The following is a 25,042-nucleotide window of genomic DNA, read 5'->3' as shown; positions in this document are numbered from 1 at the left end:
TGCGTACGCGGGGCGCGGTGTGGTCGGATCAAGCATTCGGTCAGGCGTTCATGCACGCGTTGATGCATGCGTTCATGCCGGGCATGCCGTGCCGTTCCCATCGAGTCTGCACGGCTGCCGCGACATTTAATTTACCCGCACATTACCTACGTGTGACAGCTTAAATTTTCCGTAAATTACGGACTGACCGGGTCACTTGGGGCGCGAAGGGGCGCAGTTCACGGCTTTCCCCGGTAACACTGCTTTACCTGTTCCGGACCTGTGCACGAATTATTACGGAACTCGTACTACCCATTCCGGAACCGTGCCGCCCAGCAAGCCGTCGTCACGATGTCGTCCACGAGCACGGCGTCCGCGACCGGGCAGACGGGCGCCCTGCCCTCCCGTACCGCCGCCGTGAAGTCGGCGATCAGCGGTACGTGCGGCTCGGGGGCGAGCCCCGCGTCGAGCGGGTCCAGCGTCAGGAAGCGGCCTCCGGCGGTGACGTCGATCCGGTCCCGCTCGGCCCCGCCGACCCAGGCGAACCGGCACTCCGCCGACGTGCCCGAGGCCCAGCCCAGCGTCACGTGGGCGCGCCGCTCGGCCCCGGCGGGGAACCTGCGGCCGAACCGCGCGCCCACCCGTACGGGCGGCCCCAGCACCGACAGCAGCAGGTCCAGGCGGTGGCTGCCCGCGTCGGCGAGCACGCCGCCGCCCGCCACGGCCGGGTCCGTGCGCCAGAGCTTGGGGTCGTCCGGCGCCGGGTCGAAGGGGGTGCAGAACGTGAGCTGCACGCGCGCGGGCGCGCCCGCCGTGAGCGCCTCGCGCAACTGCCGCGCCGCGGGCCCCAGCCTGCGGTAATACGCCACTCCGGCGCACAGCCCCGCCGCGGCCGCCGCCTCCGCCAGCGCGCCCCCGCCGCCGAGCGCGCCCGCCAGCGGCTTCTCGACCAGGACGTGGCAGCCCGCCCGCAGCGCGTGGAGCGCGACCGGCACGTGGCCGGCGACGGGCGTCGCCACGTAGACCGCGTCGGCGGCCGTCAGCCGGGCCGGGTCGTCGCCGCCCGCGGGCACCCCGAACTCCGCGGCCGTGCGGGCGGCGCGGCCCGCGTCCCGGCCCCAGACGTAGACCGGCTCCTCGCCCAGGGCGCGCAGGGCGGGCAGCACGCGGCGCCGCACGACGTCGCCGTAGCCGGCGACCGCCCACCTCACGGCCGCACCGCCACCTTGAGGACCTTCGGTGGTGGGCCGGCGTACGGGGCGGGCCCGGCGTCCGGGTAGAGGGAGCGGCTGGCCGACAGCAGGCGGACGGCGCGGGGGAGTTCGGCCAGCGGCAGGACGTGGGTGAGGAGGTCGTCGAGGTGCAGGCGGCCGGTGCGGTCGGCGGCCAGGCGCTCGGCGACGGCCATGGCCTCCGCGCGGGCGGCGTCGTGCGGCTCGGCCGAACTGTGCGCGCGCAGGCCCTTCCTCTCCCAGGTCACCAGGTCGATGCCGACCCGCGTGTCGATGTGGTGCGTGCCCAGCAGAACCACGAGGCCGTTCTGCCGCACCAGCCCCACGCACGCCTCCAGTGTCGTGGGCGTGCCGACGGCGTCGACGGCCACGTCGAAGGCGCCCTCGCCCGCTTCCAGCAGGGCGGCCGCGCTGCCGTCCACGCGCCGGCACTCGTCCGCGCCCAGCAGCCGCGAGCGCTCCAGCCGCCACGCGTCGAGGTCCATCACGGTGATGCGCGAGGCGCCGCGCGCGGCAGCGGCCAGGAGTGCCATCAGCCCGACCGGCCCCTGCCCGGCGATCGCCACGCGGTCGCCGAGGCGGACGCCGCGCGTGGCGTGCACCGCCAGCGGCAGCAGTTGCAGGATGGCGCCCTGCTCGAAGGGGACGTGGTCGGGGAGCGCGCCGACGCAGACCTCCCGGGCGAGGGCGTATTCGGCGAATCCGGTGGTCAGCGGCGTGCGGACGAAGACGCGCCGCCCGGTGGTGAACCGGGTGGCGCCGGGGCCGGTGTCCGCGACCGTGCCGGAGATCTCGTGCCCGAAGCAGCCCTGCGCGCAGTGCTCGCGCAGCCCGTAATAGTGGTAGTAGGCGAGGTCGCTGCGGTTGCAGACCGTGCAGGCGGCGACGCGGACGAGGACCTCGCCGGGCCCGGGGGCCGGCACGGGCGCGTCGTCGGAGAGCCGGATATCGCGGCGGCCCACGAGTGCGTAGCGGCGCAAGGCGATCTCCTTATGCCTCGGGTGTCCCGGCGTTCACAAGAGATCCTCAACTCACCACAAACGGAAGGGCATTTCAACAGCTCAGAAGCTCGGTGCGCCCTTGACACCCCTATTGGTACAGTCCAATATCGCGACTGTCCGGGCGCCACTGCATCGCAGCGCATTGCATTGCAGCGCACCGCATCGCACCAGGAGGTACCCGCCATGCTCTCCCAAGGTCGCGGCGATCGACTCGGCCGGCTCTCCCACGCGGTGCTGCAACCGGGCTTCGAGGGCACCACGGCGCCGGACTGGGTGCGCCGCAGGATCGCCGAGGACGGGCTCGCGTCCGTCGTCCTCTTCGGCCGCAACATCGCCGGCCCCGAGCAGGTCGCCCGCCTCACCGCGCAACTCCGCGCGGAGAACCCCGATTTGATCATCGCGATCGACGAGGAAGCCGGGGACGTCACCCGCCTGGAGGCCTGGACGGGCGCCTCCCGCCCCGGGAACCTGGCGCTCGGTGCGGTCGACGACACCGCCCTGACCCAGTCCGTCGCCCGCGACATCGGCCGCGAGCTCCACGCGGCCGGCGTGTCCCTGAACTACGCGCCCAGCGCCGACGTCAACTCCAACCCGCGCAATCCGACCATCGGCGTACGGTCGTTCGGCGCCGGTACGGAGCTGGTCGCGCGGCACACCGCGGCGTGGGTGCGTGGCTTGCAGTCCGCGGGCGTCGCGGCGTGCGCCAAGCACTTCCCCGGGCACGGCGACACCGCCGTCGACTCCCACCTCGACCTGCCGCGCGTCACCGCCTCCGCCGAGGAGCTCGCCGCGACCGCCCTGCCGCCCTTCGCCGCCGCCCTCGAAGCCGGCGTCAGGGTGGTGATGACCGGCCACCTCCTCGTCCCCGCGCTCGACCCGGAGCTGCCGGCCACCCTGAGCCCCCGCATCCTGGTGGACCTCCTGCGCGGACGGCTGGGCTTCACCGGCCTCGTCGTCACCGACGGCATCGAGATGAAGGCGGTCACGGCGCGCTACGGGATCGACGGCGCGAGCGTACGGGCCGTGGCTGGAGGGGCGGACGCGGTGTGCGTCGGCGGCGAGCACGCGGCCGAGGCGCACACCGAGCTGCTGACTGCCGCGCTGGCCTCGGCCGTGCGGGACGGCGTCCTGGCCGAGGAGCGGCTGGCCGGGGCGGCCGCGCGGGTCGCGGAGTTCGCCGCCTGGTCGGGGGAGCGCTTCCGGGCGCACGCGGAGGACTCCCCGGGCGCCGCGGCCGGGTCCTCCGGCATCGGGCTGGTCGCCGCCCGCCGCGCCATGCGGGTCGTGGGCGGCGCGGACGGCGCCCTGCCGCTGCCGGCCGACCCGCACGTGGCCGAGTTCGCCCCCGCCTCGACCCTGGCCATCGACCGGCGGACCCCGTGGGGCGTGGCAGCCCCGCTGCGCGAACTGCGCCCCGGCGCCACCTCCGTGCGCCTCACCCAGGACGAACTCGCCGCCGACGCGGGCGTCCTGGAGCGCGAGGTGCTCGCCCCCGCCGCCGGCAAGCCGCTCGTCGCCGTGGTGCGCGACGCCGCCCGCCACCCGTGGATGGCCGCCGCCCTCGACCGGCTGCTGGGCGCGCGGCCCGACGCCGTCGTGGTCGAGATGGGCGTCCCCGGCCCGCGCTCGCCGGGCGCCGTGCACCTCGCGACGCACGGGGCGACCCGCGTCTCGGGACAGGCCGCGGCCGAACTGCTCGCCGGAAGTTCCCACTTCTCCGGCTCGTGAAACCGCCGGGCCGGCGCTCGTGTCGTCCCCGTCCCGGCATCTCGTGACGTTGTCATACCGATATGCGGACGGGGGGTGACTCCCGGCGGCCCCCTCGCCTAGATTTCCTGCGCATCACGCAGTGATCACACAGGGGGGAGTCGGCACCATGACGGAACCACCGGAGGGCGGCAGCAGGAGGGCGGTCGTCACCGCGCCCCTGGCCGTGGCGGGACTGTGCCTGGCGCTTCCCTTCGCCGCGATGCTGTGGGTCGCCTCCTACGCCCGGACCGGCCCGGCCTTCATAGGCATCCCGTTCTTCTACTGGTACCAGATGCTGTGGGTGCCGGTCTCGACGCTGCTGACGGTGATCGCGTACGTGATCGTGCGGCGCCACGAGCGCGCCCGCAAGGCGGGTGAGCAGCGGTGAAGGACGGCGTGAACGGCGTGGCACTCGCCGTCTTCATCTTCTTCTTCCTGGTCGTCACGGTGATGGGGTTCGTCGCCTCCCGGTGGCGGCGGGCGGGGACCGCCGACGAAATGGCCAACCTCGACGAGTGGGGGCTGGGCGGCCGGTCCTTCGGCACCTGGATCACCTGGTTCCTGCTCGGCGGCGACCTCTACACCGCGTACACCTTCGTGGCCGTCCCGGCGGCGATCTACGCGGGCGGCGCGGCCGGCTTCTTCGCGGTCCCGTACACGATCCTCTGCTACCCCCTGGTCTTCACCTTCCTGCCCCGCCTGTGGTCGGTCGCCCACAAGCACGGCTACGTGACGTCGTCGGACTTCGTCCGCGGCCGGTTCGGCTCCAAGGGGCTCTCGCTCGCCCTCGCGCTCACGGGCATCCTCGCGACGATGCCGTACATCGCGCTCCAGCTCGTCGGCATCCAGGCGGTGCTGGACGTGCTGGGCGTGGGCGGCGGCTCGAACTGGTTCATGAAGGACCTGCCGCTGCTGATCGCGTTCGGCGTGCTCGCGGCGTACACGTACTCCTCCGGGCTGCGGGCGCCCGCGCTGATCGCCTTCGTCAAGGACGCGCTGATCTACATCGTGATCATCGTGGCGATCATCTACATCCCCATCAAGCTGGGCGGTTTCGACCACATCTTCGCGAAGGCGGGCGAAGCGTTCGCGGTGAAGAACCCGGAGACGGGCAAGCCGCGCGGCGCGCTGGTGAGCGGGCCGGACGCGCAGTGGTCGTACGCGACGCTCGCGCTCGGCTCGGCGATGGCGCTCTTCCTCTACCCGCACTCGGTGACGGCCGTTCTCTCCGGCAAAGGCCGCAACGTCATCCGCCGCAATACGACGATCCTGCCGCTGTACTCCCTGATGCTGGGTCTGCTCGCGATGCTCGGCTTCATGGCCATCGCCGCGGGGATCAAGGTGCAGAACGGCCAGCTCGCGATCCCCCAGCTGTTCGAGAACATGTTCCCGGACTGGTTCACGGGGGTGGCCTTCGCGGCGATCGGGATCGGCGCGCTGGTGCCGGCCGCGATCATGTCGATCGCCGCCGCGAACCTTTTCACCCGCAACATCTACAAGGACTTCATCAAGCCGGACGCCTCGCCCGCGCACGAGGCGAAGGTCTCCAAGCTCGCCTCGCTGCTGGTGAAGGTCGGCGCGCTCGTCTTCGTCCTGACCATGGACAAAACGGTCGCCATCAATTTCCAGCTGCTCGGCGGCATCTGGATCCTGCAAACGGTCCCGGCGCTGGTGGGCGGGCTCTTCACCCGCTGGTTCCACCGCTGGGCCCTGCTGGCCGGCTGGGCGGCGGGGATGGGCTACGGCACCTGGAAGGCGTACGACACGCCGAGCGCCACCCAGGCACATTTCGGCAATACCAACCTCATCCCCCTTATTGGAGAAAAGGGTTATATCGGGCTCACCGCCTTCGTGCTCAATGTGATCGTCGTCATCGTCCTGACCATCGTCCTGAAGGCGCTCGGCGCGCCGGAGGGCGTGGACGAGACCACGGCCGCCGACTACACCGCGGACGCGGGCGACCCCGGAGTCCAGGAGGAGCTCCCGCCGGCCACCGCGGGGGTCCCTGGCGGGCACTAGAACGACCTCCGGCGGGCCTCCGGGCCCGCCGGGCCGACCGGGCCGCCGCGTCCCCCTGGAGGGGGCGTGGCGGCCCTTCGCTGCGCCCGGCGCCGGAGGCCCGGCACCGCCCCGCGGAGGGCCTGGGAACGGCCCGTGGAAGGCCCGGGAGCGGCCCGCACGTGACCTGCGATCCCACCCTCAACACCGGGGCCTGATAACACATTCCGACCTATGCGCTTACCGCGCGACACAACATGTGGGGGCGCGTGCGAGGGGCGGCACTAGATGTATGCTCGTCCTCGCTGTCGTCGCAGGGGAATCCGGTGGAAATCCGGAACTGTCCCGCAACGGTGCATGTATGCCGTTAAGCCGCGCATGCAGGAGTCCGAGTACCTGCCGGCAGCCGCCCTCCACCGAGCCTGCCCTGGGCTCGGCTATGGGCGTTGAATTCGTCCGGGCCTCGCGGGTTGGGCCGGCGGACGCCTACGAGGCATGTCCTGTGCATCAGGCATGCCCGTACGCGACCGTCGTGCCCCTCCCGCCGGCCCACCCAGCCGAGCGAGGGAGAGCCTCAGTGACCATCGCGCCCGCCGATCCGGTCTCAGCGACTGCGGAAGAAGCGACCGGCGGCCCCGGGACCGCGCTGCTGCGCACCCTGACCGACCTCACCGCCGACCTTCCCGCCACCGACCCGGGCAAGGTCGCCGCCGCCGCACTGCGGGGCCGGAGCGCCACCTCGGACGAGGCCGAGCTCCGCTCGCTGGCCACCGAGGCCGCCGCGGGTCTGATCGCCGAGGAGCCCGAGTACTCCCGTCTCGCCGCGCGCCTGCTCACGGTCGCGATCGCCGACGAGGCCGCCGGCCAGGGTGCCACCTCCTTCTCGGCCTCGGTCGCCGTCGGCCACAAGGAGGGCCTGATCGCGGACGAGACCGCCGCGTTCGTCGCCACCCACGCCGCCCGCCTGGACGAGCTCGTCGAGAAGGCCCTCGCCGACGGCGCCGACGACCGCTTCGGCTACTTCGGCCTGCGCACCCTGCACAGCCGCTACCTGCTGCGCCACCCGATCCACCGCGACGTGATCGAGACCCCGCAGCACTTCCTGCTGCGCGTGGCCTGCGGCCTCGCCGAGGACCACTCGGAGCGCGCCCTGGACGACGTCGCGGAGCTGTACCGGCTGACGAGCACCCTCTCGTACCTGCCGTCCTCCCCGACGCTGTTCAACTCCGGCACCCGCCACCCGCAGATGTCGTCCTGCTACCTGCTGGACTCCCCGCTGGACGAGCTGGACTCGATCTACGACCGCTACCACCAGGTGGCGCGGCTGTCGAAGCACGCCGGCGGCATCGGCCTGTCGTACTCGCGCATCCGCTCCCGCGGCTCGCTGATCCGCGGCACCAACGGCCACTCCAACGGCATCGTGCCGTTCCTGCGCACCCTCGACGCCTCCGTCGCCGCCGTCAACCAGGGCGGCCGCCGCAAGGGCGCCGCCTGCGTCTACCTGGAGACGTGGCACGCCGACATCGAGGAGTTCCTGGAGCTCCGCGACAACACCGGTGAGGAGGCCCGCCGCACCCACAACCTCAACATCGCGCACTGGATCCCGGACGAGTTCATGCGCCGCGTCGAGACGGACGCGGACTGGTCGCTCTTCTCGCCCGCCGACACGCCCGACCTGGTCGACCTCTACGGCGACGAGTTCGACGCCGCGTACCGCAAGTACGAGGCCGAGGGCAAGGCCGTCAAGACCATCCCGGCGCGCGTCCTCTACGCCCGCATGATGCGCACCCTCGCGCAGACCGGCAACGGCTGGATGACGTTCAAGGACGCCGCCAACCGCACGGCCAACCAGACGGCCGAGAAGGGCGCGGTCGTCCACTCCTCGAACCTCTGCACCGAGATCCTCGAGGTCACGAACGACGGCGAGACCGCGGTCTGCAACCTGGGCTCGGTCAACCTGGCCCAGCACCTGGGCGCCGACGGCGAGATGGACTGGGAGAAGCTCGACCGCACGGTCCGCACGGCCGTCACCTTCCTCGACCGCGTCGTGGACATCAACTTCTACCCGACCGAGCAGGCCGGCAACTCCAACAGCCGCTGGCGCCCGGTGGGCCTGGGCCTGATGGGCCTCCAGGACGTCTTCTTCCGCCTGCGCCTGCCCTTCGACTCGGCCGAGGCGAAGGCCCTGTCCACCAAGATCTCCGAGCGGATCATGCTCGCGGCGTACGAGGCCTCCGCCGACCTCGCCGAGCGCAACGGCCCGCACCCGGCCTGGGCCGCGACCCGCACCGCCCGCGGCGTGCTGCACCCCGACCACTACCCGAACGCCGTCAAGGCCTGGGCCGGTCGCTGGGAGGCGCTGCGCGCCCGCATCGCCGAGGTCGGCATGCGCAACTCCCTGCTCCTCGCCATCGCCCCCACGGCGACCATCGCCTCCATCGCGGGCGTGTACGAGTGCATCGAGCCGCAGGTCTCCAACCTCTTCAAGCGCGAGACGCTCTCCGGTGAGTTCCTCCAGGTCAACACCTACCTGGTGGAGGACCTGAAGAAGCTCGGCGTGTGGGACCGCACCACGCGCGACGCCATGACGGACGCCAACGGCTCGATCCAGGACATGAAGTGGATCCCGGAGGAGGTGCGCGACCTCTACCGCACCGCCTGGGAGGTCCCGCAGCGCGCCCTGATCGACATGGCCGCGGCCCGTACGCCGTACCTGGACCAGAGCCAGTCGCTCAACCTCTTCATGGCCTCGCCCACCATCGGCAAGCTCAGCTCGATGTACGCGTACGCCTGGAAGCAGGGCATCAAGACGACGTACTACCTGCGCTCGCGCCCGGCGACCCGGATCGCCCGCGCCGCGTCCGGAGGCTCCGCCGCCCCCGCCACCATCCCGGTGCAGCAGGTCGCGCCCGACGCGGACGCCATCGCCTGCTCCCTTGAGAACCCCGAGTCCTGCGAGGCCTGCCAGTAATGCCCGCCCGTCGCCCGACCGCCACCCCTGAAGGACAGCACTCCGTGCCGGAAGCCTCTTCCCAGAAGAACCTGCTCGACCCGGGCTTCGAGCTGACCCTGCGCCCCATGCGGTACCCGGACTTCTACGACCGGTACCGCGACGCGATCAAGAACACCTGGACCGTCGAGGAGGTCGACCTCCACTCGGACGTCGCCGACCTCGCCAAGCTGTCCCCGGGTGAGCAGCACATGATCGGCCGCCTCGTCGCGTTCTTCGCGACCGGCGACTCGATCGTGGCGAACAACCTCGTGCTGACGCTGTACAAGCACATCAACTCGCCCGAGGCGCGCCTGTACCTGTCGCGGCAGCTCTTCGAGGAGGCCGTGCACGTCCAGTTCTATCTGACGCTGCTCGACACCTACCTGCCCGACCCGGAGGAGCGCGCGGCCGCGTTCGACGCGGTGGAGAACATCCCCTCCATCCGCGACAAGGCCCAGTTCTGCTTCAAGTGGATCAACGAGGTCGAGAAGCTGGAGCGCCTGGAGACGAAGGCCGACCGCCGTCGCTTCCTGCTCAACCTGATCTGCTTCGCCGCCTGCATCGAGGGCCTGTTCTTCTACGGCGCCTTCGCCTACGTGTACTGGTTCCGCAGCCGCGGCCTGCTGCACGGCCTCGCGACCGGCACCAACTGGGTGTTCCGCGACGAGACCATGCACATGAACTTCGCGTTCGAGGTCGTCGACACCGTCCGCCAGGAGGAGCCCGAGCTCTTCGACGACGAGCTCCAGCAGCAGGTCACCGACATGCTGAAGGAAGCCGTCGAGGCGGAGCTGCAGTTCGGCCGCGACCTGTGCGGCGAGGGCCTGCCCGGCATGAACACCGAGTCCATGCGCGAGTACCTCCAGTGCGTCGCCGACCAGCGCCTCGTGCGCCTCGGCTTCAAGCCGGTCTTCGGCTCGGAGAACCCCTTCTCCTTCATGGAGCTCCAGAACGTCCAGGAACTGACCAACTTCTTCGAGCGCCGCGCCTCCGCGTACCAGGTCGCCGTCGAGGGCACGGTCGGCTTCGACGAGGAGTTCTGAGCCGGGAATCGTGCTGATTCTCTGCGATCCGGCCCGCCCCTCCCGAGGGGCGGGCCGGGCCCGTTTCCGTCTATGACGGGCTGGGACGACTGCTCTCCCTCACGCAGTCGAGACAGACCCACCCTTTGCGCGCCAGGAGCCGGGTGCGTTCCCTGGGATGCCTGCCGCACCATTCGGAGGGGCCGGAACCGTCGGGCAGATCACGCTTGATCAGCATGCCGATCATGAATCGGTTGCTCGGGGGGCGGTCCGGGAAGGGGGTGTCAGTCATCGTCACCTTCCTGCGGGTCCGGGTCGGGCTCGGCCGGCGCGACGATCTCGTTCTCGAATACGTCATACCCGTTGACTTCGTCTGTGCCACCCATAACGGGACTCCTCTCTCGGAGCTCTGTCAGCCGTCGAGGCTCGTGACCAGGAACCCGGCGCCGCGGGCGAGGACCTCCAGATAGGCCGTGGCCGATACCGCTGCGTGGTCACCGTCGTGCTCCAGATCGCCACACACCTGGTCAATGAGCGCCTGCGAGCGGTCCCACTGCACGGTTCCGCGGTCGAGCTGATCCACGCGGAACCGCGCCTCGGCGATCATCGCCTCCATGTGTCCCCGGAGTGTCCGGGTGAGCTCCTCGGCCTCGGCGGGTCCGGGTCCGGTCGCCCGCTCCTGAAGAGCCCTACGGACCGTCGCGCGGATGGTCACCAGGTCGAGGGGCCGGGTGTCGCCGGTCATCATGGTGGTGAGGCGTGCTGTGTGCTGAGCGGATGTGCGGTTCATCTGCGGACGTCCTCTTCTGCCGGTCGCAGCGGCGCATTGCGGGAACCCGTACGCCTACACAACCGGTCATCGCCCCTGCTCAGTAGGGCGAACGATGGTCGGGCAGCCCGCCGGCCACCGGACGAAATTACCCATGCTTTAAACGACGGCTGTGACCGGACCACCGCGCAGCCCTACGGTGATGCCATGCCGGGGAACGTGCGGTTGGCGGCTCTGATGCGAGCGCGGGGGCTGTCCCAGATGGAACTGGCCGAGCAGATCAACGACGCCGTGGAAAGGCTGACCCGTCGCCGGGGCAACGCGTCCGACCGGACAGTACGGCGGTACTTGAGCGGCGAGACCTCCTGGCCACAGGGGCGGCAGCGGCTAGCCATGGAAGCGGTGTTCGGATGCACTGCGGAGGAGTTGGGGTTTACGCCCCCGGCGTGCAGGGCGCAAGGTGGATCAACCCTTGCAACGCACCTGCATAGCCCGCAGGAGGAGCCCGTGCACCGCCGCACGTTCATCGCCGCATCGACCGGAACCGTCCTCTCCGCCACGTCCCTGGTCGGTGCCGCCCGGCCGACCGTCGGAACCGCCGACGTCCAACGGCTGCGTAATGCGCTCACCGCGCTGTGGCTCCTTGACGACCAGGAGGGCGGCGGGCCTGCCCTGGAAGGCCGTGCCGTAGCTCTTAGCCAGAAGGCCATGGATCTCCAACAGAACGGCAGCGCCGCACAGCGGATCCGCGGCCGTCTCTACGGCCTGGCCGCAGCCTTTACCGCCACTGCCATGTGGGCCGCTGTGGATTCCCGTCAGCTCGACCGAGCACAAAGGCACATGGAGTCGGCGGTCACCCTGGCAGGTCTCTCCGGCGAGGGACAGGTGCAGCACCAAACCTGGCGCTACGCCGCCATGCTTGCTGACCAGAGAGGGCGTCCGGCCGATGCCCTCGCTGCCGCCGAGGCAGCCATGAGCACATCCATTCACCGCCGAGATCCGCTGTACGCCGCGTTGAGTCATTCCCGGTTGGCACTGTCACTGCCAGGAGCCGGCGACCCTGCCCGTGCTCAGCGGGCCCTCGGCCGAGCCTTCGAATGCTTCGACCGAGCCGATCCTTTCGAACACCGCCCCGCTTCTATGGACTTCTTCACCCGAGGCGAGCTGCACGGCCTGGCCGGCATCACGTACCTCCGGCTTCAACGGCCTGACGAGGCCGAGAGCCACATGCACCAATGTTTGACCGCTCTCCGTCCGGACCAGCATCGTAACCGTGCTTACTACAAGGCCCACATGGCCTTGGCCCAGCTTGCACAAAACGATTTCGAGCAAGCGTGCGCCACTGCGGCCGAGGCAATCCCGCCCCGCGGTTCCGGTGGGACCGGGCGTATCCCGCACCTGCTCCAGGCTTTCACCACCGGACTCAATGCAAGAGCCCCAGGATCCGGGACGGCCCGCGAGTGGAACGACCGAGCCCGTACGCCGTGACGCCCAAGGGAGATGGCATGAACAAGTCCCACGACACTGTGAGACTCACCCGCTACGCGGCGGACGACCTACCGTCCGTTCGGCAAACCTTGGTGGCAACGTACGCCGAGGTCTACGCCGACCAGTTGTCCAACCCGTTCTTTTCCGTGGAGCGGTTCGAGGAACGGCTTGCGGGTCATGCCTCGCGACCTGGGTGGGGAGCCGTCGTGGGTTACGTTGAGGGCCGAGCCGTCGGCTACGCCTATGCCTCCCCGCTTCCGCCCGGAACCCGCTGGTGGGCGGGCATGCTCCAGCCGCTCCCGGAAGCGGACAGCGAAGAGGACGGCAAACGCACGCTCGCCCTGTTCGAGCTGATGGTCCGACGTCCATGGCGCGGCACCGGCGCCGCGCAGCGCATCCACGAGGAATTGCTGTCCGGTCGCCCCGAGCAGCGGGTGACGCTCCTGGTGGACCCCGCTCACGCAAAGGTCAAAGCGCTCTACGAACGCTGGGGGTACCGGTACATCGGCGACCAGCGGCCGTTCCCGGACGCTCCGGTCTACGCCACCATGCTCCGCGCTCTCTGACGTGCGAGGCGCGGCGCCTCCGGCGAACCTGGGAGAACGCCCCAAACCACCGAGACCGACGGGAGACGACGCAATGCCCCGCTTCATGATGATCGTCAAGGCGAGCGAGGAGTCCGAGGCCGGCGTGCTGCCGACCAGGGAGGCGCTCGCCGAGATGGGGAAGTACAACGACGAGCTCACCAAGGCCGGTGTCATGCTCGCCGGCGAGGGGCTGCGGGACTCCTCCAAGGGAGCGCGCGTCTCTTTCACGGGCGGCAGGCCGGTGGTGACCGACGGGCCCTTCGCCGGGCCGCCGGGGCAGCTGGTCGCCGGGTTCTGGGTGATCCGGGCGAAGGACCGGGACGAGGCTGTCGAGTGGGCCCGGAAGGTGCCGTTCGAGGACGGTGAGATCGAGGTCCGGCAGATCTTCGAGGAGTCGGACTTCCCCGCCTGACCACGAGCGAGAAGCGCCGGAAGCGAGAAGCGCCGTACGGACCGGGAAGATCCCGGCCCGTACGGCGCTTCCGCCGCTACCAGCGCAGAAGGTCAGTCGTTAGCGACGACCGGGTACCGCGGCGTGCCCTCTTCCATCTGCCGCAGCGCGTCCTTGCGCTCGCGCTTGGAGAGGCGGTCGATGTAGAGCCGGCCGTAGAGGTGGTCGGTCTCGTGCTGGAGGCAGCGCGCGAAGTAACCGGTGCCCTGGACGCGGATGGGGTTGCCCTGGGCGTCCTGGCCGCTGACGACGGCGTAGTCGGGGCGGGCGAGGGCGGCGTAGGCGGTGGGGACGGAGAGGCAGCCCTCGTTGGAGTCGTCCAGGATCCGGCGGTCGGCCGGCAGGTCCTCCAGGACGGGGTTGCACACGGTGCCCACGTGGCGGACGCCCTCGTCGTCCATGCAGTCGTAGACGAAGACCTTGAGGTCGACGCCGATCTGGTTGGCGGCGAGGCCGACGCCCTCGGCGGTGTGCTGGCTCGCGAACATGTCGTCGATCAGCTGAGCGAGCTCGTCGTCGAAGGAGGTGACGTCCTTGCACTCGCGGTGCAGGACGGGGTTGCCCACGACGGTGATCGGGCGGGACGTGCCGCGCTCGCGGTGTGCGAGCTCGCGCGCCTCGCAGTCCTCGGTGTCCACGATGAACTCGCCGTCCACCGGCTGGTCGGTCTCTTGCTGCGACTGCTGCGACTGCTGCGACATGTCCGCCGTTGTGCCTCTCTCAAAACCCAAAAGGATGTCCTGTACAGGGTACGGGTCCCCGCCCGCGGCGCCGGGGGTCCTCGGAAGTGCTCAGCAGACCTCTTCCAGGTCGCGCCACTCCCGGCTGTCCGGGCTGTCCGCCACCCAGCCGTCCAGCAGGCCCCGCACCAGCCCGGCGGGGGCGGCGATGCCGCACTCGCGCTCGGGCACCCACAGCGAGCCGGAGCCGGCCGTGCGGTGGCCGAGGGGGCCGGGGTGGCCGGGCTCGCTGTGGTCGTGGGGGTCGAGGTGCTCGCCGTTGCCCTCGTCGCTGGGCATGCGGCTCTCCGAGCACGTGCGGCACAGGAGCCGCACGGACGAGGACCAGTCCTCGGCGGCGAAGCCCGCGTCGGCGGCGAGCCGCTCCAGGGCGTCCCGGTCGGCCTCGGTGGCGGCCTCCAGCAGGACGACCCAGGTGGGCACGGGCGAGGGGGCCCACAGCTCGATCTCGTCGAAGACGGGGTAGGAGGGCCCGGCGGCGGTGACGCGCTCGCCGTGCGGGACGCCGTCGTGCAGCACGACCTCGCCCCAGCGGCGGCCCGAGGAGGGCAGCGGGATGGAGAGGACCTCCATCCGGGCCGGGTCGAGCCGGCGGCCCCAGACGACCTCCGCCTCGCCCTCGGGCGAGAGTCTGACGGCGGCGCTGCCGAGCTCCATGCCGACGGGCTCGCCGGCCGGGGTGCCCTCGCCGGGCACGCGCAGGCCGTACGCCTGCCAGGCGCGGCGGGCCAGCGGCCAGTCCTGGAGGGCGGTGGCGGCGATGCCCACGTTCCACCAGTCCGGGGCGCCGGCCTCGCGGTCCAGGAGGGCCACAGCGCGCAGCCCGGCGGCGCGGGCCTGCTCCCAGTCGTGGCGGAACTTGTGCAGCAGCGCCAGGTTGAACCACGACTCGGAGAGCCAGGGCTCCATGTCGGCCGCGCGGGTCAGGAGCGCGCCCGCGTCCTCGTACCGGCCGTCGCCGATGAGCGTGAAGGCACGGTCGGTGGCCTGCCGCCACGAGGCGGAAGGCCGGTGCCGTACCTTGCCGAAGATCCTCACGATTCCCGCCTGCCGGTTTCTGCGTGCGACCACGCCGGATGACCCAGGTGAAGGCCGCCGTCCTCCCTGACGACAACCTGCCACATCTCACTCTCTCCGGGAAGTCGCGCCCGTCACACCTCCGTGCCGGAGGCGGCGACGCGCCCGACGCCCCCCGTCGTCTTCGCGGTTCTTCTCGCCTTCTCTCCTCTGCTCTCCTCTTCGCATCCAACCATGCCCCTTTGGACGCCCGCTCATTACCCGTGGGTTCACCGCGGTACTCCCGCTTTGACCGGACTCTTACCTCAGCTCGGGCGCCCCCGGCCCGCCCCCGCGCGCGAGCACTCCGGCCAGGGCCGCGACCACCTGCGGGTCGTGTTCGTGGGCCGTGTCGAGCCGGAGGCGCTCCAGGGCGCACAGCGGGCCGCAGCCGGTCCGGCCGACGAGGTCCTCGTAGGCGTTGACGGTGCGGACGACGCGGGCGGCGAGCGGCTGCTCGCGGTACGGGTCGGCCTGGCGCTCGACCACGACGGCGACGTCGGAGGGGACGCCGGTGCGGCGGACGACGGCCCCGCCGAGGAGGGCGATGCGGCGGCGCTGCTCGGGCGGCAGGGGCTCGGTGGCCCCGGCGGGCACGGGGTCGAGGAGGGAGAGCTGGCCGATGTCGTGCATGAGTGCGGCGTACTCCAGAACGGTGAGGCCGGCCTCGGACAGGCCGAGCTCGCGTCCGGTGGCGCGGCTGAGGGCGGCGACGCGCCGGGCGTGCCCGGGCGGGGTGTGGCCGGCGATCTCCGTGGAGCGGGCGAGGGAGGCGATGGTCTGGTGGTACGTGGCCCGCACGGCGGTGTAGCGGTGGAAGGAGAGCTGGGTGAGGAGCAGGGGCAGGCAGAAGACGGGCAGGGCCCACAGCCCGGCGACGCCGACGGCGAGGGCCATGACGACGCCGGTGGCGCAGATCGCGGTGCCGATGCCGGCGAGGGCGCGCAGCTCGTCGCGCAGGGCGGTGCCGTAGGGGCCGCCCGTACGGGCCCGGGTGAGGGTCGCGGCGAGGACGGCGTCGAAGAGGGTGGTCAGGGCGAGCACGAGGAGCAGGAGGAAGGCGTAGGCGGGGCCGTGGCCGGGCCAGTGGTCGAGGGCGCCGGAGTGGTGCAGGGGCTGGAAGCAGACGGCGGCGAAGGCCGTGGTGAGCAGGCGGCGCGCGAGGTGGTCGCGCGCGGGCGGGCGGCCGGTCGCGCCGGCGAGGGTCGCGGCGAGCACCACGGCGACGACCTGGGGGGCGCCGTGGGCGGTGGGCTGCCCACCGATCTCGCCGAGCAGGGCGTACGAGAGGGCTCCGGCGGCTCCTACGGGCGCGGTCTGGCGGTCGCCGGGGCCGGCGGTGGGGCGGCGGCGCCGGGCGGCTTCGCCGACGGCGATGAGGAGGCCGTAGGCGAGGGCGACGCCGGGCTGGGCGACGCCGTGCCAGGCGGTGCGGGCCAGGGCGGCCAGGGCGAGGGCGACGGCCGCCGCGTGCACGCTCCGTACCAGGAGTCCGTCAGGGCGCCCCGTCACCCCTCACCTCCCGGTTGGCCGGCCCCGGTGACCGGCCGGCGGGATGAAGGGACGTTTCCGCTGGGTGGAGTTGCACTCTCCGTAGCCTCCGAGGTCACTGTCGAATGCCATCCGTGACGGTCGAGGGCCGCGCACAGGGCGGCAACCATGCGAGGGTCGAACTGGCTTCCCGCGCAGCGGTGGAGCTCGGCGAGGGCGGCCGCTACGGGGCGGGCCCGGCTGTAACTGCGCGTGGAGGTCATGGCGTCGAAGGCGTCGGCGACGGCCACGACCCTGGCGAAGAACGGAATCTGATGACCCCTCAGCCCGTACGGGTAGCCGCTGCCGTCCAGGCGCTCGTGGTGGTGGAGGATCGCGGCCCGCGCCTCGTCGAGAAAGCCGATGCCGCGCACCATCTCGTGCCCGTACTCCGGGTGCAGCTCGATGACGCGCCGCTCCTCCGGGGTGAGTGGGCCGTCCTTGCGCAACAGGCGGGTGGGGACGCCGAGTTTGCCGACGTCGTGCAGGATGCCGGCGAAGCGCAGCGCCTCCAGCCGCTCGCCGGCCAGGCCGAGCTCGCGGCCGATGAGCACGGAGGCGCGCCCGACGCGCTCGCTGTGGCCGCGGGTGTAGCGGTCCTTGAGGTCGACGGCCTGGACCAGCGCCCGGATGGTGGCCTGGTGGGCGGCGCGCTCGCGCTCGCAGCGGTCCAGGAACCAGGAGGAGACGGACATCGGCAGCAGGACGAGCAGGGCCGCGGGCGGGCCGTAGGCGCTGTGCCACAGGGCTGCGGTGAGCAGGCCGGTGGGGCCGTGCACGAGGGCCGGCAGCAGCGGGCCGGGCAGCAGGAGGCCGCTCCAGGCGGCGCGCGGGCGGCGGCGCTCGGCGGCGACGCGGACGGCGCCGTCGAGGGCGGCGGCCACGAGGGAGAGGACGAGGGCGGCGGCGAGGGCGGGCGGCAGGGCGGCGGGGAAGTCCTCGGGCGCGAGCGGGGAGAGGCCGGTCTCGGTGCACATGGCCGGGGCGGCGAGGGCGAAGACGTGGGAGGCGGCGCAGGAGGCCAGGGAGAGCTGGGCGGCGTGCCACAGCCGCCGGACCCACGCGGGGCGCTGCTCGACCCGGCCGACGAGCGCGCCCGGCACCGCCACGAGGCCCGCGGCGGCGGGCGGCAGCAGGAACGCCCCGGCGAGCAGGACCGGCAGGGTCAGGGTGCGGCGGGGCAGGCGCTCGCAGACGGCGCAGACCGCGGCCAGGAGGCCCACGGCGCACCAGGGGACGCCGGGTCCGGCCCGCAGGGCGGGGGCGGCGCACGCGACGGCGGCGAGGACGGCGCACAGCACGCACAGACGCGCTGCCGCCGGTAGTGCCCCCATGGTGCGTCCTCCCCGTCCCGTGAGGTGCCGACATGCTTGCCGTCAGGAAGGGGAGAATAGGGTCCGGCGGAGCCGGGGATCGTCGCATTCAGGGATTGCCCCGCGCGAACCGACCAGATGCACACCTTCGGGTGATTATCGCCGCCGGGCGGCATGCGCGGGCCGGGCCGTATAAGGCCGTAGCGTCGGCAGGGGCGCATGAGGCCGGGCCGATGAGCCGGATCCGGATTGAGGACGTAGGCGCGAAAGGACGCAGGCGCGATACGTCTCGCCGTACGTCTGTGGCCGCGGGCCGGATCCCCGCGGCGCGGGCGCGGGGCCCGCGCTACTCCTGCGTCGTGGCGCCCAGCGGGCCCGGCCGCGCGGGGCCGCCCGAGGCGCTGCGGGTGCTCTTGGTGCCTGCCGTGCCCGACGTGCTCGGCCCGCTCTCCGCGCCCTTGGCCGTGCGCGCGGCGGCCTCCGCCGCCCGGGCCTCGGCCACGACGTCCTGGTCGGGCACCGACTGCCCGGAGCGGATGAGCTCGATCCGGCCCATCACCTTCGACCGCAGGTCGGCCGGCACGTCGTCATGGCCGCAGCAGCGCTTGACCAGCTTCTTCACGGCCTGTTCCAGGCCGTACTTCTCCAGGCACGGGGAGCACTCGTCGATGTGCACCTCGAACTTGGCGCAGTCCCCGGCGGGCATCTCGTGGTCGAGGAACTCGTAGAGGTGGTCGAGAACCTCGGAGCAGTCCGTCTCGTGCGGGTCTCCGCAGCTCATGAGTCCGAGCCTTTCCGGTTGTGCGACTCGTCGGAGCCGTTCGGCGCAGCAGGGGCCGCCCCGGCGGGGACGAGACCCCGCTCACGGGCGTAGTCCTCCAGCATTCCGCGCAGCTGGCGGCGGCCCCGGTGGAGCCGGGACATGACCGTGCCGATGGGCGTACCCATGATGTCCGCGATCTCCTTGTAGGCAAAGCCCTCGACGTCCGCGAGGTAGACCGCTATCCGGAATTCCTCGGGGATGGCCTGGAGGGCCTCCTTGACATCGGAGTCCGGGAGGTGGTCCAGGGCCTGGGACTCGGCGGAGCGCAGGCCGGTCGACATGTGCGACTCGGCGCGGGCCAGCTGCCAGTCCTCGATCTCCTCCGACGCGCTGCGCAGCGGCTCGCGCTGCTTCTTGCGGTAGGAGTTGATGAAGGTGTTGGTCAGGATGCGGTACAGCCACGCCTTGAGGTTCGTGCCGTCCCGGAACTGGTGGAAGGACGCGTACGCCTTGGCGTAGGTCTCCTGCACCAGGTCCTCCGCGTCGGCGGGGTTCCGCGTCATCCGCAGGGCGGCGGAGTACATCTGGTCGAGGAAGGTGAGGGCGTCCCGCTCGAAACGGGCGTTGCGCTCGGCCGCGCTCTCCGCCGCCGCGGCCGTGGTGTTCACGGCGTTCTCCGCAGCGGTGCTCGCGGTGGCGCCCTTGGCGGCGTTCTCGGTCGCGCTCATGCCCGTGGCCCCGGTGTCTTCGGTCCCCTCGTCGGTCCCAGTGACCGGACCCACCTCCTCCAACACGACGGCGGGACCGGATGCGGACCCGCTCGAATCGGAGAATAGACGACGATCCCGCCCGTCCGCCGCTCCGGACGGGGCGGGCTGCGCCACATGCAGTGCGGACCATCCCAGGTCAGCGGTCTGCTGCGGGCGGGACAGGCATGCGATCGAACCCATGCGGCGAGCTCCCTGTTCCTCGGTCGGGACGGCGGCTGATGACGACTGGCACAACATCGCCCGGGCACGCCGCATTCCCGGAATCCTCCGGAATTCAACAGCACTTCCGGAATCTGGAATTCCGAAACCGGGCGCGGGTGGCGCCGGCCGCCCGCGCGACGCCGGTCAGCCTCCGGCGCCGGTCAGCCGCCGATGCCGTCCAGCCACTCCGCGACGGCCGCGGTGATCCCGGCCAGCGCCTCCTCCTGCCCGACGTCCGCCTTCTTCGGTACGGCGAAGCCGTGGTCGCCGTGCGGCACGGGCACCAGGTGCGTTCCGGACGGGAACTCCTCGGGACGGCCGAACGGGTCCTTCGCGCCCTGGACGACGAGCGTGGGCAGCCCGGCACCGGCCGCGCCGAGCAGCTCGTCCGCGCGGGACTTCTCCGGCTTGCCCGGCGGGTGCAGCGGGAAGCTCAGGGCGAGCACGGCGACGGCGCCGAGGCCGGCCGCCGTGCGGCAGGCGACGCGGGCGCCCGCGCTGCGGCCCCCGGCCACGACCGGCGGGCCGGGCTTCCGCAGCGCCGGCCACAGCGCGGTCCACGCCGCGTCCAGGGTCTTCGGCGCGGGGGCGACCTTCTTGCCGGCGACCCGCCAGGGCTGCTCCACCAGGGCCACGGTGACGCCGTGCGCGGGCAGCGCGGCGGCGAGGGCCCGGAGGTCGCGGGCCTCGATGCCGCCGCCGGCGCCGTGGCCGAGGGCGAGCACGAGGCGGGCGCGGGGCGCCGGGTGCCAGTGGATGCGGGCGTCTCCGGCGGGGGTGGGAACGGTCTCGATCACCGGTCCATCATCGTTCACAGGCCGGAAAACCCGTCAGAACCAGCGATCAGAACTCAGAACTCGGAACTCAGAACAGCGTCGCCTCCTCCGGCGCCTCCAGCTCCTCCAGGAGCTCCGGCCCGTTGTTGCGGACGTCGCTGACCGCCGTCGTGACCGGGTAGGCGCGTACGGACCCGGCGGACGGCGCGGTCAGCAGGGCCCGCAGCTCCTCGGTGCCGGTGCGGGCGGGGTCGAGCCAGGCGGCCCACCGGTCCGGCGGCAGCACGAGCGGCATCCGCGGGTGGATCTCGGCCAGGGAGCGCGGCCCGCCCTCCGGCGCCGTGCCGCCCTCCGGGAGGGCGAAGGGCTCGTGCTCGGCCTCCGTCGTGAGCACCGTGCAGGTGGCCCACCAGGCCTGGGGGTGGTCGGGCGGCAGGGTGGGGTCGCGCCAGAACTCGTACAGCCCGGCCATCGCCATGACCGACCCGTCGGCCGGGGTGACGAAATAGGGCTGCTTGCGGGTGCGCTTCTTGCGGCCCTTCTCCTCCAGCTCGCGCTCCGCCGCGCCGGTGACCCACTCGTAGTAGCCGTCGGCGGGTATGAGGCAGCGGCGGGCCTCGAAGGCCCTGCGGTAGGACGGCTTCTCGTGGACCGTCTCCGACCGGGCGTTGATCATCTTCGCGGCGCCCTCGGGGGATTTCGCCCACGACGGCACGAGGCCCCAGCGCAGGGGCCGCAGCTGGCGAACCGGACGCCGGTCTGCTGCGTCTTTCAGGGGACGCTCGAGCACCGCGTACACGCTCTTCGTCGGGGCCACGTTCCAGTCCGGGGCGAGGGCCTCGGACGGCTCCCACTTCTCGACGCCGAAGAGCCCCACGAGATCCTCGGGCTTACGGCTCGCCGCATATCGACCACACATATTGGCCACCCTGCCACGGACCCACGAGGAGCCGCGCACAAATGGACAGCACCGAAGCCACCGCCCTGTGGGACCGCGTGGTGGGGACCCAGCCCGCACCGTCCGTGTGGCTCGTGGCCGCCACCGGGCTCGTCGCGCTCGCGGCGGTGGCCCCGCGCGGCATATGGCTGGTGACCCGCAACGCCGTCACCATCGCCCACGAGGGCGGCCACGGGCTGGTGGCCCTGCTGGCCGGGCGGCGGCTGGAGGGCATCCGGCTGCACTCGGACACCTCCGGGCTGACGGTGTCGCGCGGCAAGCCCACGGGCATCGGCATGATCCTCACCGCGGCCGCCGGCTACCCCGCGGCGTCGCTGCTGGGCCTCGGCGGCGCGTGGCTGCTGTCCGCCGGTCACATCACGGCGCTGCTGTGGCTCGCGACGGCGCTGCTGGCCGCGATGCTGCTGATGATCCGCAACGCCTACGGGGTGCTGACGGTGGTGCTCTCCGGCTCGCTGTTCGTGCTGGTGTCCTGGCTGGCGGGGCCGGCGGTGCAGGCGCTGTTCGCGTACGGGGTGGTGTGGTTCCTGCTGCTCGGCGGGGTCCGGCCGGCGTTCGAGCTCCAGGCCAAGCGGCGCTACGGCGGCGCTCCCGACTCGGACGCGGACCAGCTCGCCCGGCTCACCAACCTGCCGGCCGTCGTGTGGCTGGTTTTCTTCCATGTGATCTCGCTGTGCGCGCTGACGGGCGGCGGGCGCTGGCTGCTCGGCCTGTGACACGGGAGGCCCCGGCCCACAGGGCGGGAAGGCCCGGCCTGACTCCGGCCCGGCTCCGACCTGACGAGGCACGAGGCGCGACCTCAGGCCTGAGCACTTCGGGGACGGGACCACCGGGAGAACGTCAGTAAGGTAAAGGCATGACCGAGAACCCCGCGCACTCCGACCTCTGGCCCGCCCCCCTCGCCACAGGGGCGGTCGACGCGACCGTGACCGTGCCCGGTTCCAAGTCGGTCACCAACCGCGCCCTGGTGCTGGCCGCGCTCGCCTCCGAGCCCGGCTGGCTGCGCCGTCCGCTGCGGTCCCGCGACACCCTGCTGATGGCCGAGGCGCTGCGCGCCATGGGCGTCGGCATCGAGGAGACGGTCTCCTCCAGCTCCACCGACGCGGAAGGCACGGCCGGCTCCGGCGAGGCGTGGCGGGTGATCCCGGCCCGGCTGCGCGGCCCCGCCACCGTCGACGTCGGCAACGCCGGCACGGTGATGCGCTTCCTGCCGCCCGTGGCGAGCCTCGCGGACGGCCCGATCCGCTTCGACGGCGACCCGCGCAGCTACGAGCGCCCCCTGCACGGCGTGATCGACGCGCTGCGCGCCCTGGGCGCCCGCATAGACGACAACGAGCGCGGGGCCCTGCCGCTGACCGTGCACGGCGGGGGCGCCCTGGAGGGCGGCACCGTCGAGATCGACGCCTCGTCCTCCTCGCAGTTCGTCAGCGCGCTGCTGCTGTCCGGGCCGCGCTTCAACCAGGGCGTCGAGGTCCGGCACACCGGCTCCGTCCTGCCGTCGATGCCGCACATCCGGATGACCGTCGACATGCTGCGCCAGGCCGGCGCGCAGGTGGACACCCCCGAGTCCGGCGGCGAGCCGAACGTGTGGCGGGTCTCCCCCAGCGCCCTGCTGGGCCGCGACGTCGTCGTGGAGCCGGACCTGTCCAACGCGGCGCCGTTCCTGGCCGCGGCCCTGATCACCGGCGGCCGGGTCACCATCCCCGACTGGCCGGAGCGCACCACCCAGCCCGGCGACGCCCTGCGGGAGATCTTCACCGCCATGGGCGGCTCCTGCGAGCTGACCGAGACCGGCCTGACCTTCACCGGCACCGGCCGCATCACGGGCATCGACGCCGACCTGCACGAGGTCGGCGAGCTCACCCCGGTGATCGCCGCCGTCGCGGCGCTCGCCGACTCCGAGTCCGTCCTGCGCGGCATCGCCCACCTGCGGCTGCACGAGACGGACCGGCTGGCCGCCCTGGCCAAGGAGATCAACGAGCTCGGCGGCGACGTCACCGAGACCGAAGACGGGCTGCGCATCAGCCCGCGTCCCCTGCACGGCGGCGTCTTCCACACCTACGAGGACCACCGGCTCGCCACCGCGGCCGCCGTCATCGGCCTCGCCGTCGACGGCGTCCAGGTGGAGAACGTCGCGACCACCGCCAAGACCCTGCCCGACTTCCCGGAGCTGTGGACCGGGATGCTGGGCACCGTCGCGGGGGCGGCGACGGCGCCGAGAGTCTGAGAAAGCCAGGAAAGCCAGCAATGCGCCGCTACGGCAAGAACCCCGACGAGGACGACATCCGCGTCCGCCCCAACCGCAAAGGCAACCGCCCCCGCACCAACATCCGCCCCAAGCACGAGGACGCCGCCGAGGGCTTCGTCCTGACCGTCGACCGCGGCCGGCTGACCTGCCTGGTCGAGGACCGGATCGTGATGGCGATGAAGGCCCGTGAGCTGGGCCGCAAGGGGGTCGTGGTCGGTGACCGGGTCGCCGTCGTCGGGGATCTCAGCGGCGCCAAGGACACCCTCGCGCGCATCGTGCGGGTCGAGGAGCGCTCGTCGGTGCTGCGCCGCACCGCCGACGACGACGATCCGTTCGAGCGCGTGGTGGTCGCCAACGCCGACCAGCTCGCGATCGTCACCGCCCTCGCCGACCCCGAGCCGCGGCCCCGGCTCATCGACCGCTGCCTCGTCGCGGCCTTCGACGCGGGCCTGGAGCCGCTGCTCGTCCTGACGAAGTCGGACCTCGCCTCGCCGGACAAGCTCCTGGAGTCCTACGGCGCGCTCGGCGTGCGCTACGTGGTCACCAGCCGCGAGGAGCTCGCGGACGGCGGGGCCGCCGACCGGGTCCGCGAGGAGCTGGAGGACCGGATCACCGCGTTCGTCGGCCACTCCGGCGTCGGCAAGACCACTCTGGTCAACGCCCTCGTCCCGGACCGGCAGCGGGCCACCGGCCACGTCAACGCCGTGACCGGCCGCGGCCGGCACACCACCACGTCCGCGCTGGCCCTGCCGCTGCCGGCCGGCGCGGGCTGGGTCATCGACACCCCGGGCGTGCGCTCCTTCGGCCTGCACCACATCGATCCCTCGCGCGTCATCCACGCCTTCCCCGACCTGGAGCCGGGCACCGAGGGCTGCCCGCGCGCGTGCAGCCACGACGAGCCGGAGTGCGCGCTGGACGCGTGGGTCGCCGACGGCCACGCCGATCCGCAGCGGCTGTACTCGCTGCGGCGGCTGCTTTCCACGCGGGAGCGGCGCGAAGGCGATTGATCGCCTACGTTTGCGAGTGACCGCCAGTGGCAAGGGCATCAAGCACACCGGGACGGACGGCGGTCACCGAGACGCGGGAGGCAAACTGATGGCGTGGCTGCTGGTCGTGGTCGCCGGACTGCTGGAAACCGGCTTCGCGGTCTGTCTCAAGCTCTCCCACGGTTTCACCCGGCTCTGGCCGACGATCGCGTTCGCGTGCTTCGCGCTCGGCAGCTTCGGCCTGCTGACGCTCTCCCTGAAGAAGCTGGACGTGGGCCCGGCCTACGCCGTGTGGACGGGCATCGGCGCGGCCGGGACGGCGATCTACGGCATGGTGTTCCTGGGCGACCTGGTGTCGACGCTGAAGCTGGTGTCGATCGGCCTGGTGATCCTGGGAGTGATGGGCTTGCAGTTGTCGGGTTCCGCTCACTGA

Annotated in this window: 22 protein-coding genes, 2 pseudogenes and 1 riboswitch; of the genes and pseudogenes, 12 read left to right on the top strand and 12 right to left on the bottom strand. The window is 72.1% G+C overall.

Going from position 1 to position 25,042, the window contains the following annotated elements; translation table 11 throughout:
• Positions 1-287: 287 nt before the first annotated feature.
• On the bottom strand, positions 288-1,190 hold the full coding sequence (locus tag D7231_RS04745) for a Gfo/Idh/MocA family protein (RefSeq protein WP_120753657.1): 903 nt from the start codon (positions 1,188-1,190) through the stop codon (positions 288-290).
• Positions 1,187-2,191: a zinc-dependent alcohol dehydrogenase gene (locus D7231_RS04740; protein WP_120753656.1), complete on the bottom strand. Its 1,005-nt coding sequence runs from the start codon at positions 2,189-2,191 to the stop codon at positions 1,187-1,189. Before D7231_RS04740 ends, D7231_RS04745 begins: the two co-directional genes overlap by 4 nt.
• Before the next feature lie 204 nt (positions 2,192-2,395).
• On the opposite strand from D7231_RS04740, the gene D7231_RS04735 reads away from it, so the two are divergent.
• From D7231_RS04735 to D7231_RS04715, 5 genes are all read left to right on the top strand, one after another.
• A complete protein-coding gene (locus tag D7231_RS04735; RefSeq protein WP_120753655.1) occupies positions 2,396-3,940 on the top strand; it encodes a glycoside hydrolase family 3 protein in 1,545 nt (514 codons plus the stop codon).
• Positions 3,941-4,088: 148 nt separating this feature from the next.
• Entirely contained in the window at positions 4,089-4,349 is a 261-nt protein-coding gene (locus D7231_RS04730; RefSeq protein WP_120753654.1) for a DUF3311 domain-containing protein, read from the top strand.
• On the top strand, positions 4,346-5,980 hold the full coding sequence (gene mctP / locus D7231_RS04725; protein WP_120753653.1) for a monocarboxylate uptake permease MctP: 1,635 nt from the start codon (positions 4,346-4,348) through the stop codon (positions 5,978-5,980). Before D7231_RS04730 ends, mctP begins: the two co-directional genes overlap by 4 nt.
• A gap of 284 nt (positions 5,981-6,264) precedes the next feature.
• A riboswitch (adenosylcobalamin-variant (AdoCbl-variant) riboswitch) is annotated at positions 6,265-6,365 on the top strand.
• A gap of 171 nt (positions 6,366-6,536) precedes the next feature.
• Positions 6,537-8,930 (top strand): ribonucleoside-diphosphate reductase subunit alpha, encoded by a 2,394-nt coding sequence (locus D7231_RS04720; RefSeq protein ID WP_120753652.1) that lies wholly within the window; start codon positions 6,537-6,539, stop codon positions 8,928-8,930.
• Positions 8,930-9,994, top strand: coding sequence for a ribonucleotide-diphosphate reductase subunit beta (locus tag D7231_RS04715; protein WP_228774461.1), 1,065 nt, complete (start codon positions 8,930-8,932; stop codon positions 9,992-9,994). The genes D7231_RS04720 and D7231_RS04715 overlap by 1 nt, the downstream gene beginning before the upstream one ends.
• A gap of 391 nt (positions 9,995-10,385) precedes the next feature.
• Here D7231_RS04715 and D7231_RS04710 read toward each other — a convergent pair whose 3' ends face one another.
• Positions 10,386-10,763, bottom strand: a complete 378-nt coding sequence (locus tag D7231_RS04710; protein WP_120753650.1) for a DUF6415 family natural product biosynthesis protein — start codon at positions 10,761-10,763, stop codon at positions 10,386-10,388.
• A gap of 186 nt (positions 10,764-10,949) precedes the next feature.
• Between D7231_RS04710 and D7231_RS04705 the strand changes: the two genes are divergently transcribed.
• From D7231_RS04705 to D7231_RS04695, 3 genes are all read left to right on the top strand, one after another.
• Positions 10,950-12,230, top strand: a complete 1,281-nt coding sequence (locus D7231_RS04705; protein ID WP_120753649.1) for a helix-turn-helix domain-containing protein — start codon at positions 10,950-10,952, stop codon at positions 12,228-12,230.
• 17 nt (positions 12,231-12,247) lie between these two features.
• The gene (locus D7231_RS04700) at positions 12,248-12,796 is read left to right on the top strand and encodes a GNAT family N-acetyltransferase (protein WP_120753648.1); all 549 of its coding nucleotides are present in this window, start codon (positions 12,248-12,250) and stop codon (positions 12,794-12,796) included.
• A gap of 73 nt (positions 12,797-12,869) precedes the next feature.
• Positions 12,870-13,229 carry a YciI family protein gene (locus tag D7231_RS04695; RefSeq protein ID WP_199739304.1) on the top strand — a complete coding sequence of 120 codons (360 nt, stop codon included), beginning with the start codon at positions 12,870-12,872 and terminating at the stop codon, positions 13,227-13,229.
• Between the two features lie 92 nt (positions 13,230-13,321).
• Here D7231_RS04695 and def read toward each other — a convergent pair whose 3' ends face one another.
• From def to D7231_RS04655, 9 genes and pseudogenes are all read right to left on the bottom strand, one after another.
• A complete protein-coding gene (gene def, locus D7231_RS04690) occupies positions 13,322-13,969 on the bottom strand; it encodes a peptide deformylase (protein ID WP_120753647.1) in 648 nt (215 codons plus the stop codon).
• Positions 13,970-14,059: 90 nt separating this feature from the next.
• The gene (locus D7231_RS04685) at positions 14,060-15,046 is read right to left on the bottom strand and encodes a tetratricopeptide repeat protein (RefSeq protein ID WP_120753988.1); all 987 of its coding nucleotides are present in this window, start codon (positions 15,044-15,046) and stop codon (positions 14,060-14,062) included.
• Positions 15,047-15,325: 279 nt separating this feature from the next.
• Positions 15,326-16,576 (bottom strand): HD-GYP domain-containing protein, encoded by a 1,251-nt coding sequence (locus D7231_RS04680; RefSeq protein ID WP_241999570.1) that lies wholly within the window; start codon positions 16,574-16,576, stop codon positions 15,326-15,328.
• Positions 16,573-17,928, bottom strand: a complete 1,356-nt coding sequence (locus D7231_RS04675) for an HD-GYP domain-containing protein (RefSeq protein WP_120753646.1) — start codon at positions 17,926-17,928, stop codon at positions 16,573-16,575. The genes D7231_RS04680 and D7231_RS04675 overlap by 4 nt, the downstream gene beginning before the upstream one ends.
• Before the next feature lie 325 nt (positions 17,929-18,253).
• Positions 18,254-18,688, bottom strand: coding sequence for a mycothiol system anti-sigma-R factor (gene rsrA / locus D7231_RS04670; protein WP_120753645.1), 435 nt, complete (start codon positions 18,686-18,688; stop codon positions 18,254-18,256).
• Positions 18,685-19,320 (bottom strand): annotated as a pseudogene (locus D7231_RS04665) (sigma-70 family RNA polymerase sigma factor); the annotation flags it as partial. The gene rsrA and the pseudogene D7231_RS04665, both read right to left, overlap by 4 nt.
• Before the next feature lie 92 nt (positions 19,321-19,412).
• A pseudogene (locus D7231_RS38430) lies at positions 19,413-19,620 on the bottom strand (sigma-70 family RNA polymerase sigma factor); the annotation flags it as partial.
• A 182-nt stretch (positions 19,621-19,802) separates the two neighbouring features.
• Positions 19,803-20,438: an alpha/beta hydrolase family protein gene (locus D7231_RS04660; RefSeq protein WP_120753643.1), complete on the bottom strand. Its 636-nt coding sequence runs from the start codon at positions 20,436-20,438 to the stop codon at positions 19,803-19,805.
• 67 nt (positions 20,439-20,505) lie between these two features.
• Positions 20,506-21,336, bottom strand: coding sequence for an SOS response-associated peptidase (locus D7231_RS04655; protein WP_120753642.1), 831 nt, complete (start codon positions 21,334-21,336; stop codon positions 20,506-20,508).
• A 41-nt stretch (positions 21,337-21,377) separates the two neighbouring features.
• Between D7231_RS04655 and D7231_RS04650 the strand changes: the two genes are divergently transcribed.
• The 4 genes from D7231_RS04650 to D7231_RS04635 all read left to right on the top strand — a co-directional run bounded on the left by D7231_RS04650 (position 21,378) and on the right by D7231_RS04635 (position 25,042).
• A complete protein-coding gene (locus D7231_RS04650) occupies positions 21,378-22,091 on the top strand; it encodes a M50 family metallopeptidase (RefSeq protein ID WP_120753641.1) in 714 nt (237 codons plus the stop codon).
• A gap of 140 nt (positions 22,092-22,231) precedes the next feature.
• Positions 22,232-23,602 carry a 3-phosphoshikimate 1-carboxyvinyltransferase gene (aroA, locus tag D7231_RS04645; RefSeq protein ID WP_120753640.1) on the top strand — a complete coding sequence of 457 codons (1,371 nt, stop codon included), beginning with the start codon at positions 22,232-22,234 and terminating at the stop codon, positions 23,600-23,602.
• Between the two features lie 20 nt (positions 23,603-23,622).
• Entirely contained in the window at positions 23,623-24,630 is a 1,008-nt protein-coding gene (gene rsgA / locus D7231_RS04640; protein WP_120753639.1) for a ribosome small subunit-dependent GTPase A, read from the top strand.
• Between the two features lie 88 nt (positions 24,631-24,718).
• Entirely contained in the window at positions 24,719-25,042 is a 324-nt protein-coding gene (locus D7231_RS04635; RefSeq protein ID WP_030366234.1) for a DMT family transporter, read from the top strand.

Origin of the sequence: Streptomyces klenkii (assembly GCF_003626645.1) — a bacterium.
Lineage (GTDB): Bacteria > Actinomycetota > Actinomycetes > Streptomycetales > Streptomycetaceae > Streptomyces > Streptomyces klenkii.
Note: the sequence above shows the minus strand (reverse complement) of the source record. Positions and strands in the feature narration are given on the sequence as shown.

Bases quoted from the DNA above. Each gene is read 5' to 3' on its own strand.
- D7231_RS04735 (WP_120753655.1), top strand. From the start codon at position 2,396: ATGCTCTCCCAAGGTCGCGGCGATCGACTCGGCCGGCTCTCCCACGCG.
- D7231_RS04730 (WP_120753654.1), top strand. From the start codon at position 4,089: ATGACGGAACCACCGGAGGGCGGCAGCAGGAGGGCGGTCGTCACCGCG.
- D7231_RS04715 (WP_228774461.1), top strand. From the start codon at position 8,930: ATGCCCGCCCGTCGCCCGACCGCCACCCCTGAAGGACAGCACTCCGTG.
- D7231_RS04710 (WP_120753650.1), bottom strand. From the start codon at position 10,763: ATGAACCGCACATCCGCTCAGCACACAGCACGCCTCACCACCATGATG.
- D7231_RS04705 (WP_120753649.1), top strand. From the start codon at position 10,950: ATGCCGGGGAACGTGCGGTTGGCGGCTCTGATGCGAGCGCGGGGGCTG.
- D7231_RS04700 (WP_120753648.1), top strand. From the start codon at position 12,248: ATGAACAAGTCCCACGACACTGTGAGACTCACCCGCTACGCGGCGGAC.
- D7231_RS04695 (WP_199739304.1), top strand. From the start codon at position 12,870: ATGCCCCGCTTCATGATGATCGTCAAGGCGAGCGAGGAGTCCGAGGCC.
- def (WP_120753647.1), bottom strand. From the start codon at position 13,969: ATGTCGCAGCAGTCGCAGCAGTCGCAGCAAGAGACCGACCAGCCGGTG.
- D7231_RS04675 (WP_120753646.1), bottom strand. From the start codon at position 17,928: ATGGGGGCACTACCGGCGGCAGCGCGTCTGTGCGTGCTGTGCGCCGTC.
- rsrA (WP_120753645.1), bottom strand. From the start codon at position 18,688: ATGAGCTGCGGAGACCCGCACGAGACGGACTGCTCCGAGGTTCTCGAC.
- D7231_RS04655 (WP_120753642.1), bottom strand. From the start codon at position 21,336: ATGTGTGGTCGATATGCGGCGAGCCGTAAGCCCGAGGATCTCGTGGGG.
- D7231_RS04650 (WP_120753641.1), top strand. From the start codon at position 21,378: ATGGACAGCACCGAAGCCACCGCCCTGTGGGACCGCGTGGTGGGGACC.
- aroA (WP_120753640.1), top strand. From the start codon at position 22,232: ATGACCGAGAACCCCGCGCACTCCGACCTCTGGCCCGCCCCCCTCGCC.
- rsgA (WP_120753639.1), top strand. From the start codon at position 23,623: ATGCGCCGCTACGGCAAGAACCCCGACGAGGACGACATCCGCGTCCGC.
- D7231_RS04635 (WP_030366234.1), top strand. From the start codon at position 24,719: ATGGCGTGGCTGCTGGTCGTGGTCGCCGGACTGCTGGAAACCGGCTTC.